This window comes from Bacillus sp. ZY-1-1 (assembly GCF_003047165.1).
Lineage (GTDB): Bacteria > Bacillota > Bacilli > Bacillales > Bacillaceae > Bacillus > Bacillus velezensis.
In genome coordinates this window covers 3,580,834-3,596,419 of the sequence record NZ_CP027061.1, presented here as the reverse complement: position 1 = coordinate 3,596,419, position 15,586 = coordinate 3,580,834, and the positions used below count along the sequence as shown (strand labels likewise).

General features: G+C 47.3%; 15 protein-coding genes. 11 read left to right on the top strand and 4 right to left on the bottom strand.

From position 1 onward, the window contains the following. Positions 1–6: 6 nt before the first annotated feature. Positions 7–768, top strand: coding sequence for a YqcI/YcgG family protein (locus C5I45_RS17960; RefSeq protein ID WP_044053432.1), 762 nt, complete (start codon positions 7–9; stop codon positions 766–768). A gap of 1 nt (position 769) precedes the next feature. On the opposite strand, the gene C5I45_RS17955 is transcribed toward C5I45_RS17960, so the two are convergent. Further along, positions 770–2,098, bottom strand: a complete 1,329-nt coding sequence (locus C5I45_RS17955) for an amino acid permease (RefSeq protein ID WP_032857841.1) — start codon at positions 2,096–2,098, stop codon at positions 770–772. Positions 2,099–2,222: 124 nt separating this feature from the next. Here C5I45_RS17955 and C5I45_RS17950 point away from each other — a divergent pair, with 124 nt between their 5' ends. Together C5I45_RS17950 and nadE are read left to right on the top strand one after the other, a co-directional pair. Then, positions 2,223–2,819, top strand: coding sequence for a DUF1989 domain-containing protein (locus C5I45_RS17950; protein WP_025853789.1), 597 nt, complete (start codon positions 2,223–2,225; stop codon positions 2,817–2,819). Between the two features lie 134 nt (positions 2,820–2,953). Further along, a complete protein-coding gene (gene nadE / locus C5I45_RS17945) occupies positions 2,954–3,772 on the top strand; it encodes an ammonia-dependent NAD(+) synthetase (RefSeq protein ID WP_007409061.1) in 819 nt (272 codons plus the stop codon). Between the two features lie 46 nt (positions 3,773–3,818). On the opposite strand, the gene C5I45_RS17940 is transcribed toward nadE, so the two are convergent. From C5I45_RS17940 to C5I45_RS17930, 3 genes are all read right to left on the bottom strand, one after another. After that, positions 3,819–4,103, bottom strand: a complete 285-nt coding sequence (locus C5I45_RS17940; protein WP_003156618.1) for an antimicrobial peptide LCI — start codon at positions 4,101–4,103, stop codon at positions 3,819–3,821. A gap of 180 nt (positions 4,104–4,283) precedes the next feature. Next, positions 4,284–4,877, bottom strand: a complete 594-nt coding sequence (gene tmrB / locus C5I45_RS17935) for a tunicamycin resistance ATP-binding TmrB (RefSeq protein WP_003156615.1) — start codon at positions 4,875–4,877, stop codon at positions 4,284–4,286. A 55-nt stretch (positions 4,878–4,932) separates the two neighbouring features. Continuing rightward, positions 4,933–5,721, bottom strand: coding sequence for a sugar phosphate isomerase/epimerase family protein (locus tag C5I45_RS17930; protein WP_057080009.1), 789 nt, complete (start codon positions 5,719–5,721; stop codon positions 4,933–4,935). Between the two features lie 203 nt (positions 5,722–5,924). Here C5I45_RS17930 and C5I45_RS17925 point away from each other — a divergent pair, with 203 nt between their 5' ends. From C5I45_RS17925 to C5I45_RS17890, 8 genes are all read left to right on the top strand, one after another. Then, entirely contained in the window at positions 5,925–7,235 is a 1,311-nt protein-coding gene (locus C5I45_RS17925) for an MFS transporter (RefSeq protein WP_032857845.1), read from the top strand. Positions 7,236–7,360: 125 nt separating this feature from the next. Then, positions 7,361–7,921, top strand: coding sequence for a shikimate kinase (locus tag C5I45_RS17920; RefSeq protein WP_003156609.1), 561 nt, complete (start codon positions 7,361–7,363; stop codon positions 7,919–7,921). Positions 7,922–8,065: 144 nt separating this feature from the next. Beyond that, complete coding sequence (gene cah, locus C5I45_RS17915; protein ID WP_107994551.1) at positions 8,066–9,022, top strand: cephalosporin C deacetylase; 957 nt, start codon at positions 8,066–8,068, stop codon at positions 9,020–9,022. A 66-nt stretch (positions 9,023–9,088) separates the two neighbouring features. Further along, complete coding sequence (locus tag C5I45_RS17910) at positions 9,089–9,874, top strand: nucleotidyltransferase domain-containing protein (protein WP_003156605.1); 786 nt, start codon at positions 9,089–9,091, stop codon at positions 9,872–9,874. 187 nt (positions 9,875–10,061) lie between these two features. Next, entirely contained in the window at positions 10,062–10,973 is a 912-nt protein-coding gene (locus tag C5I45_RS17905) for a proline dehydrogenase family protein (RefSeq protein WP_088037528.1), read from the top strand. 17 nt (positions 10,974–10,990) lie between these two features. After that, positions 10,991–12,538: an L-glutamate gamma-semialdehyde dehydrogenase gene (pruA, locus tag C5I45_RS17900; RefSeq protein WP_003156602.1), complete on the top strand. Its 1,548-nt coding sequence runs from the start codon at positions 10,991–10,993 to the stop codon at positions 12,536–12,538. A gap of 91 nt (positions 12,539–12,629) precedes the next feature. Further along, positions 12,630–14,084: a sodium/proline symporter PutP gene (putP, locus tag C5I45_RS17895; protein ID WP_024084869.1), complete on the top strand. Its 1,455-nt coding sequence runs from the start codon at positions 12,630–12,632 to the stop codon at positions 14,082–14,084. A 157-nt stretch (positions 14,085–14,241) separates the two neighbouring features. After that, entirely contained in the window at positions 14,242–15,477 is a 1,236-nt protein-coding gene (locus C5I45_RS17890) for a proline utilization transcriptional regulator PutR (protein WP_003156600.1), read from the top strand. The last annotated feature ends 109 nt before the right edge of the window (positions 15,478–15,586 follow it).

The following is a 15,586-nucleotide window of genomic DNA, read 5'->3' as shown; positions in this document are numbered from 1 at the left end:
GGGCCGATGGCAAGCGGGCTGTACACAAAAAGTTGCCTTGAGGAAAAGTTATTGGATCTGCCAAATTGGCAGAGAATCGCTTTTGAGCTTCTATCAGAAAAAGTAGGCGATAAAGCGGACGCGTTTCCGTGCATTCCGGGACGTCAGGGATTTTTGACAGATCAGCTCCGGATATCCTTTGCGGGTGATCCCCGCGAAGAGGGAACCCCGGAGGAAGTGGGGATGCTGCTGTCCGAGTACGGAAAGATCTCAAGGAATACCGGAAAATACGCGTCGCTGCTTGTGATTTTTGATACGCCTGAGGATTTAGCTGAGCATTATTCCGTTGAGGCGTATGAAGAGCTGTTCTGGTCTTTTTTAAACCGGCTGAGCGGCTGCGACCCGAAAGACTGGCCGGAAGACATGCCGGAAGACCCTGAACATTATAAATGGGAGTTCTGCTTTGACGGCGAACCGTATTTTATTCTGTGCGCGACGCCTGCGCATGAAGCGAGACAAAGCAGAAGCTTCCCGTTTTTTATGCTGGCGTTTCAGCCGAGATGGGTTTTCGAAGGATTAAATGATTCAACCGCGTTCGGACGAAACATGAGCCGGCTGATCAGAAAACGCTTAGAGGCGTATGATGAAGCCCCTCTTCATCCCCGATTGGGGTGGTACGGAGGAAAAGACAATTTAGAATGGAAGCAATATTTCCTCCGTGATGATGAGACGCAAGTGTCAAAGTGTCCCTTTTCTTATTTGAAGAGACTGTTTAAACCGACGAAATAAGCTATGATCCGGCAGGGCTGTGTCCCTGCTTTTTTTGTACGATCCATGTCACGATCGCAATGACGGCGAGAAAACAAAGGCTGACCAGAAAACCGGGCCGGCTCGATTTCTCAAACAGCGTCCCGGAGACGGCCGCGACAATCAGCACAAGGGCGATAACAATCTGTACGGTTCCCATCTTTGTCGTTTCGAGCAGTTTCTTGCCCGAGAACAAAATGAACAGCCACGTATAAAGAAGCATCAGTCCCGCCGCGGTTGTCATGTGTTCATATATGTTTTTCGGCAGCACCAATGACAGGATGATGGAGACGATGAGTCCGGCAAACGTCAATCCGAGCGCAGGCCAGCAGATTTTTTTGTTTTCCTTTAATCTGAAGCATTTCGGCGCATCTCCGTCATCTGCCATCGTACAAAGCAATGTCGTCACGGCAAACAGCGAGGCGACGAGCGTGGAAAATCCCGCAATAATAAAAATCCCGTTAAAAATATCAAGAATGATATCTAAATGAAAACCCTTCAGCGATGTAATAAACGGGCTGTCCTGTTCGGTGAATTTGCCCAGCGGCACTAACAGCAGCGCCAGGCCGAGAGAAATGACGTAAATCACCGCAAGAACGGCAAGCATCAGCCGGCCTGATTTTGAGGCTTCCTCCGGCTTTTTCAAATGCACGGTCATCAGCCCCAAGACTTCAATTCCTCCGAAGGCGTAAAACGCATAAATCAGTCCCGTCCATAGCCCCATCGCTCCGTGCGGGAACAAATCCTTTGATTCGTTCGGCACCTGCACATCCGGTTTATGAGAAAATATACCGCACAGCGCCAATATGGCGATCACGATAAACATAAAAATCGCCGCCGTCTTGACAACAGCGAGCACATTTTCCGTTTTTTGAAAAACGGACAGCCCCGTAAATATAATCAAAAGACCGAGCACCGCATAGATGGAGGCGAAAATCCACAGCGGCACATTCGGAAACCAATGCTTCGTAAACAGCGAGATCGCTGTCAGCTGGCTTCCCGTGATCAGCATCTCGGACGACCAGTACACCCATCCGTTGCTGAAACCGGCCCAAGTGCCGAAAGCCTTTCTCGCATAAGCGCAAAAAGACCCCTTTTCGGGCTGTTTGGCGGAGAGCTTCGCGAGCTGCTCAAAGACAAAATAGGTGCCAAGCCCGGCAATAAGAAATGAGATCAGCGCGGAATATCCGCTTTTGACAATAGCGATGCTGGACCCGAGAAAAAAGCCCGTCCCGATTGTGCAGCCGACGCCGATTAAGGAGAGCTGCCACCAAGCGAGATTCCCTTTAGGCTGGTCCTGTGATTTACTCATGAAGTTCAACCCCTTTATCAAAGCTTAGATTGCGGCCGTCAGAAGGGGAATATACATCCAATAAATTGCTTTACATGAAACAAACGGCCGGAGTTCATAATAGAAGAAAAAAAGGAGCAGTCTGATGACACAGCAATTTATCGTACCGCCGAAAAAAGGGCTAGGCCTGAGGGTTCACAAAGGGCAGATTATAAAAGTAGTCGATGTGGAAGGGCAGCAGGTGGCTGATTTTACGGCGTATCATGCCAAGGACTTTTATGAACATCTTGATCAGGGCGCGACGATTGATGCCAACCAGTCCATTCATGTAAAAACGGGTGAACATATTTATTCGAATTTATACAAGCCGATGCTGACGCTGATTGAGGATACAGTCGGCAAGCATGACCTGCTGCTTCCCGCCTGCCGTCCGGATATGAACAGGCTTTTATACGGAAAGCATAAAGACGAGCTCCAGGATACGTGCTATGACAATATGAGCGGGGCGCTTGAACCGTTCGGGGTGCCGCGGCCGCATATGCATTACCCATTTGCCATCTTTATGAACACGGTGCTCGATGAGAAGGGGAACTTATCAGTCGAAACCCCTCTTTCTGACGCGGGTGATTATGTACGGCTCCGTGCGGAAATGGATCTCGTCGTCGCGTTTTCATCCTGTCCGATTGAAAAAGGAAAATGCAACGGAGACAGCATCACGGCGCTGCGGGTGGAAATCAGCTGATCCCGGTGTATTTGGTTCACTTAAAAACTGCACCTGTGCTATATTTAACAAAGAGTCGTACATAGTGGCATGATTCATTTTCAGTATGAACGGGAAATGAATCATAAAGAAACAATGCAGGAGGAGTGATTGGGATGAGCATCCAGAAACAAATTATGAATGATCTCCATGTAAAACCCTCAATTGATCCGAAACAAGAAATTGAGGACAGAGTGAACTTTCTGAAACAATATTTGAAAAAAACAGGTGCCAAAGGCTTTGTGCTCGGCATCAGCGGGGGGCAGGATTCCACGCTTGCGGGACGCCTCGCCCAATTGGCGGCTGAAAGCATCAGAGAAGAAGGCGGAAACGCGGAATTTATCGCCGTCCGTCTTCCGCACGGCACACAGCAAGATGAGGATGACGCCCAATTGGCGCTCAAATTCATTAAACCTGATAAATCATGGACATTTGATATTAAGTCCGCTGTCAGCGCGTTCGCTGATCAGTATAAAAAAGACACGGGCGATCAGCTGTCTGACTTTAACAAAGGAAATGTAAAAGCCAGAATGAGAATGATCGCTCAATATGCCATCGGCGGACAAGAGGGGCTGCTTGTCATCGGAACCGACCATGCGGCCGAGGCGGTGACCGGTTTCTTCACGAAATATGGTGACGGCGGAGCTGATCTGCTGCCGCTGACCGGATTAACGAAACGCCAGGGCAGACGTTTATTAGAAGAACTCGGCGCGCCGGAACGCCTGTATTTGAAATTACCGACGGCCGATCTGCTCGATGAAAAACCGCAGCAGACGGATGAGACCGAACTCGGCATCACATACAATGACATTGATGATTATTTAGAAGGCAAGGATGTTTCTTCCGAAGTGATTGAGGCGCTGGAAAAACGCTACCTCAGTACGGAGCACAAGCGCCAGGTGCCGGCATCAATGTTTGATGATTGGTGGAAATAGAATGAAAAAACCTCCCTTTTGAAAGGGAGGTTATTGTTTATCGTTTTTATTTATCTACACTTTCATAAATTCCTACCCAATACCCTTTGCTGCTGTCATAGTATTTGCTTTTGAAAATCCACTTTGTTCCATCTAAAACGAAAGAAGCAGCGAAGTTGCCGTTAGGGCTTTGAACGAGTTTGATGGCATTAATGCCGGCATCTGCTTTCGTTGAGATTGGGCTATTTTCCACGGATGCGGATGCTGTTGGTGATGCGGCAAAGGCAGGAGCGGCAGACATCAGTAAGGCAAGAGACAGCGCAGAACCGGTTAACACTTTTTTGAATTTCATTTCGAACACTCCCTTTTCAAATGAAATGTATTACAGTGTTAATAATTAGACAATTATCCATATAATTCCTCCTTTATTTCTAAAATTTTTTTCTTAAATTGAAAAAAACATCTCTTCGGAGGGACTTTTTATTTATTGATCCATTTGCATGGGTCAGGGACATGTTTTCAAAACGCTTTTTTATTTGATACGGATATGATTCAGCTTCACCATTAATTTGTCGGTGAATCTTCGAAGGCTGCCTCTCGAATCAGGCTCAAGAGGCAGATTTGCTTGGGCAGCGATCGTTTCTGCGGCCTGCTGAATAGACATTTGGTCTGTATGGAGATGTTCTGTGAAGAGGCTATCAGACAGGCTGTTGATGCAGCGGTCGATTTGTTTTGCGGCCCAGGAGTTTTTTCCTTCCGCTCTGGTGCGCAGGCGTTTCAGCAATGTTTCCTTTGAAGCCAGCAGGGTAAAGTGGTGAATGGTCCGGCCATCCTGTCTCAGCCTGCTGATAATGTCATGGAAGTATTGATCGTTCGTAATGGTCATGGGCACAATGATGATGCCCTGATATGTATCTGACAAATAGGAAAGCATGCTGTAATTGAATTCCCGCCACAGAGGGTAGCTTTGAAAGTCATCTTCAGCGATATCCGGCGGTATCATCGAACGCATCGCAAACCCCATCTTTTCAGGATCATATACGTAAGACGGTTTCAGTCTTCTGTGCAGTTCAAACGCTGTTTGTGTTTTTCCGGAACCGAAAGCCCCATTTATCCAAATGATCATCATGATATCCCCCTTTTTCTATATGATACAAAAAAAAGACCCTTCGATCGAAGAGTCAGCGGGAAAAAACAGACGTATATTCCCGGAGTGATTCCTTTATATGCGTAAAGGCATGTTCTCCAAAATACTCAAGAGAAACAAAGCCGTCATATTGTCTGTTCATCAGCTCTTTTAAAAATGCTTTTTGATCGAGATCTCCTTGAAAAATCGGAGTTGGCTTGCTGAGATACCAGTTGTCAAAATTCCAGTGATAGTTTTTCAGATGAATATGGCTGACGGTATGATACAGCTTTTCTAAAGCGGACATTTGGTCAACGTGATTGACGTGTAGGTTGGAGCCGTCAAAAATGGTGCGGACCCGCGGATGTCCGACATCCTCCAAAAATGCCAGTGCCGCCTCCGGTGTATCCGCGTACGTATCGTAATGAATCTCAAGCCCGATATCGACTTCATAGTCATCTGCGAGCCGTGCTACCTGCTGAAATTGATCAACCGCACGTTGCCACTTTTCCGGTGACGTCCGATGCGAAGGAAGATTGCCGGCAAAGACTCTGATCAAGGGGCTGTGCAGCTGTCGTGCCGCGCTTAATGCCCCTTGAACATCCTTTAATGCCTGCCTTTCATCCTGAGCGGCGAAGTCAGTGTACAAACTGACGGCAGGCACCCCGAGGCCTTCCTCCTGAAGCTGCTGTTCAAGCCTGTCGAGCGGGCCGATTTCCTCTATATATTGTTTAGCGTGTCCGTACCACAGTTCGATTCCGTCAAAGGAGTGCTCCTTCGCGAAAGAAATGATGTCGAAAATATGCTTTTTTTTAAATCCTGTCGTGCAAAAACTCAGTTTCATCGGTAATCCTCCCGTAACTGTCTATCATATGTGTACTTTTCCCCGGGTGAGATACGGATAAACAGGTGAAAAGGGCAGACACTTTTATAAGCGGAGTGTCAGTGCGGTGCACAAATTGTTTAGCGCTTTTTTGCGTCAAAGTATTAAATAATTGACCGAAGTGTTGTACAATTAATTTCATTCGAGTAAGGGGGGAGAAGCCATTGAAAAATGAAACGGAGCTGACGGACTTCAGTCCCGTCCGCAATAAACCGACTCGCGCTCGTTATGTGATACTGTTTCTTTTGTTTTTTATCACTGCGATTAATTATATAGACCGTGCCAGTGTATCCATCGCCGCCCCGTCCATTCAGACATCGCTGAACATAAGCCCCGCGCTTTTGGGCGTCGTCTTTTCCGCATTCAGCTGGACCTATACGGGTATGCAGATTCCCGGCGGGCTCATTTTGGACAAATTCGGGTCAAAACGGACGTACGGCGTTTCTTTAATGATCTGGTCTGTTTTCACCGGAGTGCAGGCTTTTGCAGCCAGTTTCGGATTTTTATTCGGCTGCCGCCTGATTATCGGGCTGGCTGAATCGCCTGCGTTTCCGGCAAACAACCGGATTGTCACGACATGGTTTCCAAGGCGGGAACGCGCCTTTGCCACGGGTGTTTATACGGCGGGGGAATATGTGGGACTGGCGTTCGCCACACCGGTTTTATTCTGGGTGTTAACGGCATTTGACTGGCGCGCCGTCTTTATTTCTTCAGGCGTGCTCGGGCTTGTTTTCTCCGTTTTCTGGTTCAAAATGTATCACGAGCCGAATCGGTACCGGAAAGTGAACCGGGAAGAGCTTGATTATATTAGAGAAGGCGGAGGACTGACAGAGGTGTCTGAATCAGCCGGCAGGATCACGTGGCGGGATTTCGTCCAGCTTCTTAAATACCGCAAGCTTGTCGGCTTGTATATCGGTCAATTCGCCGTAGCCTCCACGCTGTTCTTCTTTTTGACATGGTTTCCGACTTATCTGGCGGAGGCAAAGCACATGGCATTCTTAAAAGTCGGCTTCGCCGCATCAATCCCGTATATCGCCGCCTTTTTCGGCGTATTGTTCGGCGGATATTGGTCTGACGGAATGATGAAACGGGGCGTGTCGGTGAACGTTGCCCGGAAAACCCCCGTCATCCTCGGTCTTCTGCTGACAGGCTCCATCGTGCTCGCGAATGTTACGGATTCTGCTCCTGCGGTTTTGACGATCTTATCCATTGCTTCTTTTGCGCAGGGCATGTCCAATATATCCTGGACGATGCTGAGTGAGGTGGCGCCAAGCGAAACAATCGGATTGGCAGGAGGCGTGTTTAACTTTTTCGCCAATATGGCCGGCATTATCACCCCGCTTATCATCGGGTTTATCGTTTCTGCGACCGGTTCATATAACGGAGCGATTCTGTTTGTCGGCGCTGTCGCATTTATCGGGGCATTTTCTTATATTTTCATTGTCGGAAAGGTGGAACGCATTACGCTCCGATAGAAAGAAAAACTCATCTCTTCTTATAAAGGATGGGTTTTCTTTCATTGCATTATCTCTATATTTCAATATTGGGTTATCATATAATAAACATAACTTTTTCATTTCTTAGGAGGATTTCGCCGAAGATGAACGCAAAACGTGCCATTCCCGTAAGAGAAAGAAACATCGTACTGATCGGATTCATGGGTGTCGGAAAGACAACAATCGGCCAGCTGGTCGCTAAGAAATTATACAGAGACTTCATTGATATTGATTTGCAGATTGAGAAAGATTTCAATATGTCCATCCCTGAAATGTTTGAGAAAAAAGGTGAAGCCTTTTTCCGTCAGACCGAAAAGGATTATATATTAGATATCTGCCGCAATACGAAATTCAAGATCGTGTCGCTTGGGGGCGGTTCGTTTAAACAAGAGGAAATCAGACAGTGCTGCCTTGAAAACTGTCTCGTGCTCCATCTTGATTTATCATGGGAGAATTGGAAGCAGCGGGCTGACCTGCTGATTGAAAGCCGTCCCGTTCTGCATAACCGTTCCATGGATGAAATGCAGCAGCTCTTTAACGAGCGCCAAAGCATCTATGATAAACATAATTCAAAAGTGGCGACGGATAATCTGGAACCAGAAGAAATCGCCGATTATATCGTAGAAACGTTAAAAATCGGCTGGGATCTGTATCAGCCGATGTAAAAAGAGCCGTGACGCTGTGAGCGTACGGCTTTTTTGTTTTCTTTTAAACAAACGTTTATTAAAATGTTTAGAAAATGAGTGTAAAATCGTGTTAAGATAGAGTCAGAAAATTAAATCTTATAAAACAAAGGAGAATAATCGGATATGCAATTATACGACTTGCCGCTCGACCAACTGCAAACCTATAAACCAAATAAAACCGCTCCTCATGACTTTTCGGATTTTTGGGCATCATCATTACATGAGCTTGCAAAGGTAGAGGCAAAGCCTGAATTGACGGCTGAAAGCTACCCGGCTGACGGCGTGAAAGTATTCCGGCTGACATACCGAAGCTTCGGCAAGGCGGAAATTGAGGGATGGTACGCCGTTCCCGACCGGCAAGGACCGCATCCGGCCATCGTGAAATATCACGGCTATAACGCGAGCTATGACGGGGATATACATGACATCGTAAATTGGGCGCTTCACGGATATGCCGCGTTCGGCATGCTTGTCCGCGGTCAGCACAGCAGCACAGATACAAGCGTCTCACCGCACGGACACGTTCCCGGCTGGATGACGAAAGGGATTTTAGATAAAGATACATATTATTACCGCGGCGTGTACTTAGACGCCGTCCGGGCTTTGGAAGTCATCAGGGGCTTTGATGAAGTGGATGAGACGAGAATCGCCGTCATCGGGGGGAGCCAGGGAGGCGGACTTTCAATCGCCGCGGCGGCACTATCTGACATTCCGAGAGCGGTTGCGGCCGATTATCCTTATTTAAGCAATTTTGAGCGGGCCATTGATGTCGCTCTTGATGAGCCGTATCTTGAAATTAACTCCTTTTTCAGAAAGAACGGCAGCCCTGAAACGGAGAAGGCCGCGATGAATACACTGGCCTATTTTGATATCATGAATCTGGCGGACCGCGTAAAAGTTCCGGTGCTCATGTCCATCGGGCTGATTGACCGCGTGACTCCGCCGTCGACGGTGTTTGCCGCTTACAATCATCTGGAAACGGAAAAAGAATTGAAGGTGTACCGATATTTCGGACATGAATACATACCTTCTTTCCATACGGAAAAGCTGGCCTTTCTGAAAGCGCATCTGAAAGGCTGACCGACAGCGAAAAGCCCAAGTACTTGGGCTTTTTTCAGGAATGATCACGGAAAAGGACGGATACAGATGAAACAAAGGATCATCGAAGAATTAAAACGAATTGAAGCACAGCACGGCGTCAAGGTGCTTTACGCCGTAGAATCAGGAAGCCGCGCATGGGGATTTCCGTCAAGCGACAGCGACTACGATGTGCGGTTTCTCTATGTGCCGAAAAAAGAATGGTACTTTTCGATCGAACCGCATAGGGATGTCATAGAAGAGCCGATTCATGACATGCTTGACATCAGCGGCTGGGAACTGAGAAAAGCGCTGCGGCTTTTTAAAAAATCAAATCCGCCTCTTTTGGAATGGCTCTCTTCTGAGATGATCTATTATGAAGCTTTCTCAGCGGCTGAAAAGCTTCGAAAACTGAAAATCCGCGCCTTTTCGCCTGAAGCCGGCATTTATCATTATCTCAATATGGCAAAACGGAATGAAAAAACGGAATTGCAGGGCAGTGAAGTGAAGATTAAAAAGTATTTTTATGTTTTGCGTCCTCTCCTTGCCTGCAGATGGATTGAAACGTTCGGCTCCGTACCGCCGATGTCATTTCCCGTACTGGCCGATGCCTTATTGACGGATGAAGCGCTCATTTCTGAAATCAATACACTGCTTACAAGGAAAAAAAGCGGTCAGGAGCTGGCTCCGGAACCGAGAAATACGATCATTCACGGTTTTATAGAAGAAGAAATAGAACGCATCGGGCACTATGTCAAAACGATCAAAACACCGAAACCTGACATAACGGAGGAACTGAATCAGCTATTGATTCAGACCGTCGAAGAGGCGTGGGGGGAAAAAGGCGGAAATTGACGATTGCCGTCATTTCCGTCCGCCTTTTTTCGGCATAATCCGCCTGCTATCTAAGAAGCTGATTGTGGTAAAACCACAAAAATTTATCAGAATCTTTGTATTTTTAGAATATTGTGAGAGGATGTTTTGTCCATTTACAATAGACTCATACAAATACTTCTTAGATTGCGGGGTGTTAAGGTTGGAAGTGATTACAAGAGATTTTTTCTTATTTTTATCCAAGAGCAGCTTTCTCAATAAGATGGCGCGAAGCTGGGGAAGCCGTGTGGCAGCCGGCAAAATCATCGGAGGAATGGATTTCCGCAGTTCTATCCCGACAATCCGACATTTGAACAGCCAGGGGCTGTCAGTTACTGTCGATCATTTGGGGGAATTTGTCAACAGCGGTGACGTTGCGAAAGAACGCACCGAGGAGTGCATGCAGACCATCGCCTTAATTGCTGATGAACAGCTGAATTCCCAAGTGTCATTAAAAATGACGTCTTTAGGTCTTGATATAGATCTCGATCTCGTCTATGAAAATATGACGAAAATCCTCCAGACGGCTGAAAAACATAAAGTCATGGTGACGATTGACATGGAAGATGAAACGAGATGCCAGAAAACGCTGGATATCTTTAAAGACTTCCGGAGCCGGTATGAATATGTAAGCACCGTGGTGCAGGCTTATCTGTACAGAACGGAGAAGGATCTTGATGACCTCAGCCCGCTGAATCCGTTTCTGCGGCTTGTCAAAGGAGCCTATAAAGAATCGGAAAAGGTGGCCTATCCTGAAAAAAGCGACGTCGATGAAAATTATAAAAGACTCATCCGCAAACAGCTTTTAAAAGGACATTATACGGCAGTTGCCACGCATGATGACAAAATGATCGAGTTTACAAAACAGCTTGCCGAAGAGCACGGCATTCCAAACGACCGTTTTGAGTTTCAGATGCTGTACGGCATGCGCTCGCAAACCCAGCTCAGCCTGGTGGAAGAAGGATACCGCATGAGAGTCTACCTGCCTTACGGGGATGACTGGTACGGCTATTTCATGAGACGGCTCGCCGAACGCCCCTCAAACATCGCATTCGCCTTTAAAGGAATGACTAAGAAGTAAAAAAGGGAGAGATGACAATGACTACACCTTATAAACACGAACCATTCACGAATTTCCAAGATCAATCGAACGTTGAAGAATTTAAGAAAGCGCTTGCGACGGTAAATGAGTATCTGGGAAAAGATTATCCGCTCGTCATCAACGGTGAAAAGGTAGAGACGGAAGCGAAAATCGTATCCATTAACCCTGCAGACAAAGAAGAAGTCGTCGGAAAAGTGTCAAAGGCGTCCCAGGAGCACGCTGAGCAGGCGATTGAAGCGGCTGCGAAAGCGTTCGAAGAGTGGAGATACACATCCCCTGAAGAAAGAGCGGCCGTTTTGTTCCGCGCGGCTGCCAAAGTCCGCCGCAGAAAGCACGAATTCTCCGCCCTGCTCGTCAAGGAAGCCGGAAAACCTTGGAATGAAGCTGATGCGGATACGGCGGAAGCCATCGACTTTATGGAATACTACGCGCGCCAGATGGTTGAATTGGCAAAAGGCAAGCCGGTCAACAGCCGCGAAGGCGAGAAGAACCAATATGTCTACACACCGACCGGCGTAACGGTCGTCATTCCGCCATGGAACTTCCTCTTTGCGATTATGGCGGGAACGACGGTGGCACCGATCGTAACGGGCAACACGGTCGTTCTTAAACCGGCAAGCGCGACACCGGTCATCGCGGCGAAATTCGTAGAAGTGCTTGAGGAATCAGGCCTTCCGAAGGGCGTTGTCAACTTTGTGCCGGGAAGCGGAGCGGAAGTGGGAGACTATCTCGTCGATCACCCGAAAACAAGCATCATTACGTTTACGGGATCACGTGAAGTCGGTACGAGAATTTTCGAACGCGCGGCGAAAGTGCAGCCGGGCCAGCAGCACTTAAAGCGTGTTATCGCTGAAATGGGCGGTAAAGATACGGTTGTTGTCGATGAGGACGCGGACATTGAATTGGCGGCTCAATCCATCTTTACATCAGCATTCGGCTTCGCTGGACAAAAATGTTCTGCAGGTTCACGTGCAGTTGTCCATGAAAAAGTGTATGATCAAGTATTAGAGCGCGTCATCGAAATCACTGAATCAAAAGTGACGGCAAGCCCTGACAGCGCTGACGTGTATATGGGACCTGTCATCGACCAAGGTTCTTACGACAAGATCATGAGCTACATTGAAATCGGAAAAGAAGAAGGCCGTTTAGTAAGCGGCGGCACCGGAGATGATTCAAAAGGCTACTTTATCAAGCCGACGATCTTCGCTGACCTTGATCCGAAAGCCAGACTCATGCAGGAAGAAATTTTCGGGCCGGTCGTGGCGTTTTCTAAAGTATCAAACTTTGATGAAGCGCTGGAAGTGGCCAACAATACTGAATACGGTTTGACAGGCGCGGTCATTACAAATAACCGCAAACATATTGAACGGGCGAAACAGGAATTCCATGTCGGCAACCTGTACTTCAACCGCAATTGTACGGGAGCGATTGTCGGCTACCATCCGTTCGGAGGCTTCAAAATGTCCGGCACTGATTCAAAAGCGGGCGGCCCGGATTATTTGGCCCTCCACATGCAGGCGAAAACAATCAGTGAAATGTTTTAAGAGGGACTGAATGGGCATCCTCCTCGCGGGGGGTGTCCATTTCACCATAAACATATAAAGCGGAGGAGGAAATGCCATAGCAAACATTCAGTTGATTATTTCCATTTGTATTTATATGGCGGGCATGCTGTTTATCGGTTATTTCGCCTACAGACGGACGTCAAATCTGACGGATTACATGCTCGGGGGGCGTTCTTTAGGCCCTGCCGTCACAGCGCTCAGCGCGGGGGCGGCGGATATGAGCGGATGGCTCTTGATGGGGCTTCCGGGCGCCATGTTCTCAACGGGATTAAGCGGCGCTTGGATTGTGATCGGGCTTGTGCTCGGGGCGTGGGCGAACTGGCTTTTCGTCGCGCCGAGACTGAGAACGTATACCGAAAAAGCGGGGAATTCCATCACCATTCCGGGTTTCCTTGAAAACCGTTTCGGTGATCATACGAAGCTTCTCAGACTGTTTTCGGGTCTCGTCATTCTCGTCTTTTTCACTTTTTACGTATCATCCGGCATGGTGTCCGGAGGTGTCTTATTCAACAGCATTTTAGGGTTGAATTACCACACGGGACTGTGGGTCGTGACAGGCGTCGTTGTCGCCTACACCTTGTTCGGGGGCTTTTTGGCGGTAAGCTGGACGGACTTTGTTCAAGGGATCATTATGTTTGCGGCGCTTATTCTTGTGCCGATTGTGACGATTTTCCATACGGGCGGCCCGGGGGAAACCGTTGCCGATATCCGTTCCGTCAACCCGGAACTGTTTAATATGTTCAAAGGGACGACCGTCCTCGGCATTATTTCTTTATTTGCGTGGGGGCTCGGCTATTTCGGGCAGCCGCATATTATTGTGCGTTTTATGGCGATCACATCTGTGAAAGAGATCAAACGCGCCAGACGGATCGGAATGGGATGGATGATTTTGTCTGCACTCGGCGCGCTGTTTACGGGTCTTGCGGGAATCGCGTATTACCACCAGCGCGGGTTGAAGCTGGCTGATCCGGAAACCATTTTTATTCAGCTCGGCAGCATTCTGTTCCACCCGATTATTACGGGATTTCTCATTTCTGCGATTTTAGCGGCCATTATGAGTACGATTTCGTCTCAGCTGCTCGTTACGTCCAGTTCTTTAGTAGAGGATTTGTATAAGTCCATGTTCAGGCGTTCAGCTTCTGATAAGGAACTCGTATTTCTGGGGAGAATGGCAGTGCTTGCGGTGTCAATCATCGCTTTGGTGCTCGCCTGGGAGAAAAACAACACGATACTTGGTCTTGTCAGCTATGCATGGGCGGGATTCGGCGCTTCATTCGGGCCGGTCGTACTGCTCAGTTTATTTTGGAAACGGATGACGAAATGGGGGGCACTCGCCGGCATGATTGCGGGAGCGATTACCGTAATCATTTGGGCGAATGCCGGTCTTTCAGACTTTTTGTACGAAATCATTCCGGGCTTTGCTGTAAGCCTTGCAGCTGTATTTGTCGTCAGCTTATTGACACAGGCTCCGTCAAAAGATGTCACAGATCAGTTTCATGACTACCGTGATACACTTTCTCAATAAAAGCAAGGAACGAGAGGAAGAAGGGACCGCCCTTTTTCCTCTTTTCACGATACAGGCTTTCGGATCATTCCGTTTTGGGAGTATATGAATTTTTTTCTATACAAAAAGTCACCCCTCAGAGTATGATAAAGATAAAAAGAGCATAGGAGAAATAGGTATGGAAGAGCTTTTAGAGAGAGTTTTTTCATTTACGGACATTGATAAATTAATTGATTTCATCAGTTATGAATTGCAGAAGCCCGTTATTCTGGAAAGCGCGGATTTCTTTTTGCTTGCCTATAATTCTTATTACATTAATCACTTCGACTCCGCCAACCAGCAGACGATATTCTCAAAAAAATGCCCCGTGCAGATTTTTGAAAGGTTTCTGAAGGACGGGGTGATCGAAAAGCTGAAAACCGTTCCTGAACCGTTCCGTGTCGAAAAAATAGACAGTATCGGATTGAATCAGAGAGTGGTTGTAAGCGCAAAACATAAAGGGGAAGTGATGGGCTACATCTGGATTCAGGAGCTCGACCGAAACTTGACGGACGAGGAGCTTGATTTTTTATATGAAACTTCATTCCATGTCGGAAAAATCATCTACAAAACGAACCGGCTGAAACAGGAAAAAGAAGAGAGAGCGGAAGACCTGGTGAAACGGGCGATCTTTCAGCAATTCTCCTCTGAAAAGGAGTTCAGGCGGGAAGCGGAAAAGATGAACGCCGTGCTGCCGTCGGTTTTTTCGGTAGTCGTCCTGCACGCCGCGAATGGGGATGGGGAGGCAGTCGAAGATGTAAAGGAAAATATCAAATCGTACTTGAATTTGCGGGATAAAGTCAGCCACGTCTTAACCATTGATTCCAATATTGTCATCGTCGTCGCAAGCTTCTCGCAAAAAAGCTCCGGCACTTCGGCAGCATCTGAATTCATCCACAAACTGCTGACTCATTTTCACTTTCAGAAGATCCCCACTCCCATCTATATCGGAATCGGCAATGAATACAGCAGCATCCTGAAGCTCGGCAAAAGTTATATAGAAGCCCTTGAAGTCATAAAGGCTGCCGAAATTACCGGAAACCAGGAAAATATCCCGTACGAATACAGTAAGCTCGGGATTTACCGCTATCTTGAAAGCATCGAAGAAAAAAACGCCTCACTGGAATATGTAAACGATGATTTAGCGTTATTAAAAGCCAAAGACAGAGAAAGCAGCACCGAACTGCTGAAAACGTTAGAAATCTATCTCCTCAATAACTGCAAAACAAAACCAGCCGCAGAACAGCTTTTTATTCATCAAAACACATTGAACTACCGCATCAAACAGATTCTTGACATGACATCAATTAATTTAAACGACTTCAGGACAAGGTGCCAGCTGTATCTCGATATCATGCTGATGAAAAAGAGATAAAAAAGAAACCAGTCGCCGTACTGGTTTCAGTTTTAATACCTTCCCGCTTATCAATCTCAGAACCTCACTTCTGAATCACTCCTTTCCCGCAAGATGAGAAATGAATAAA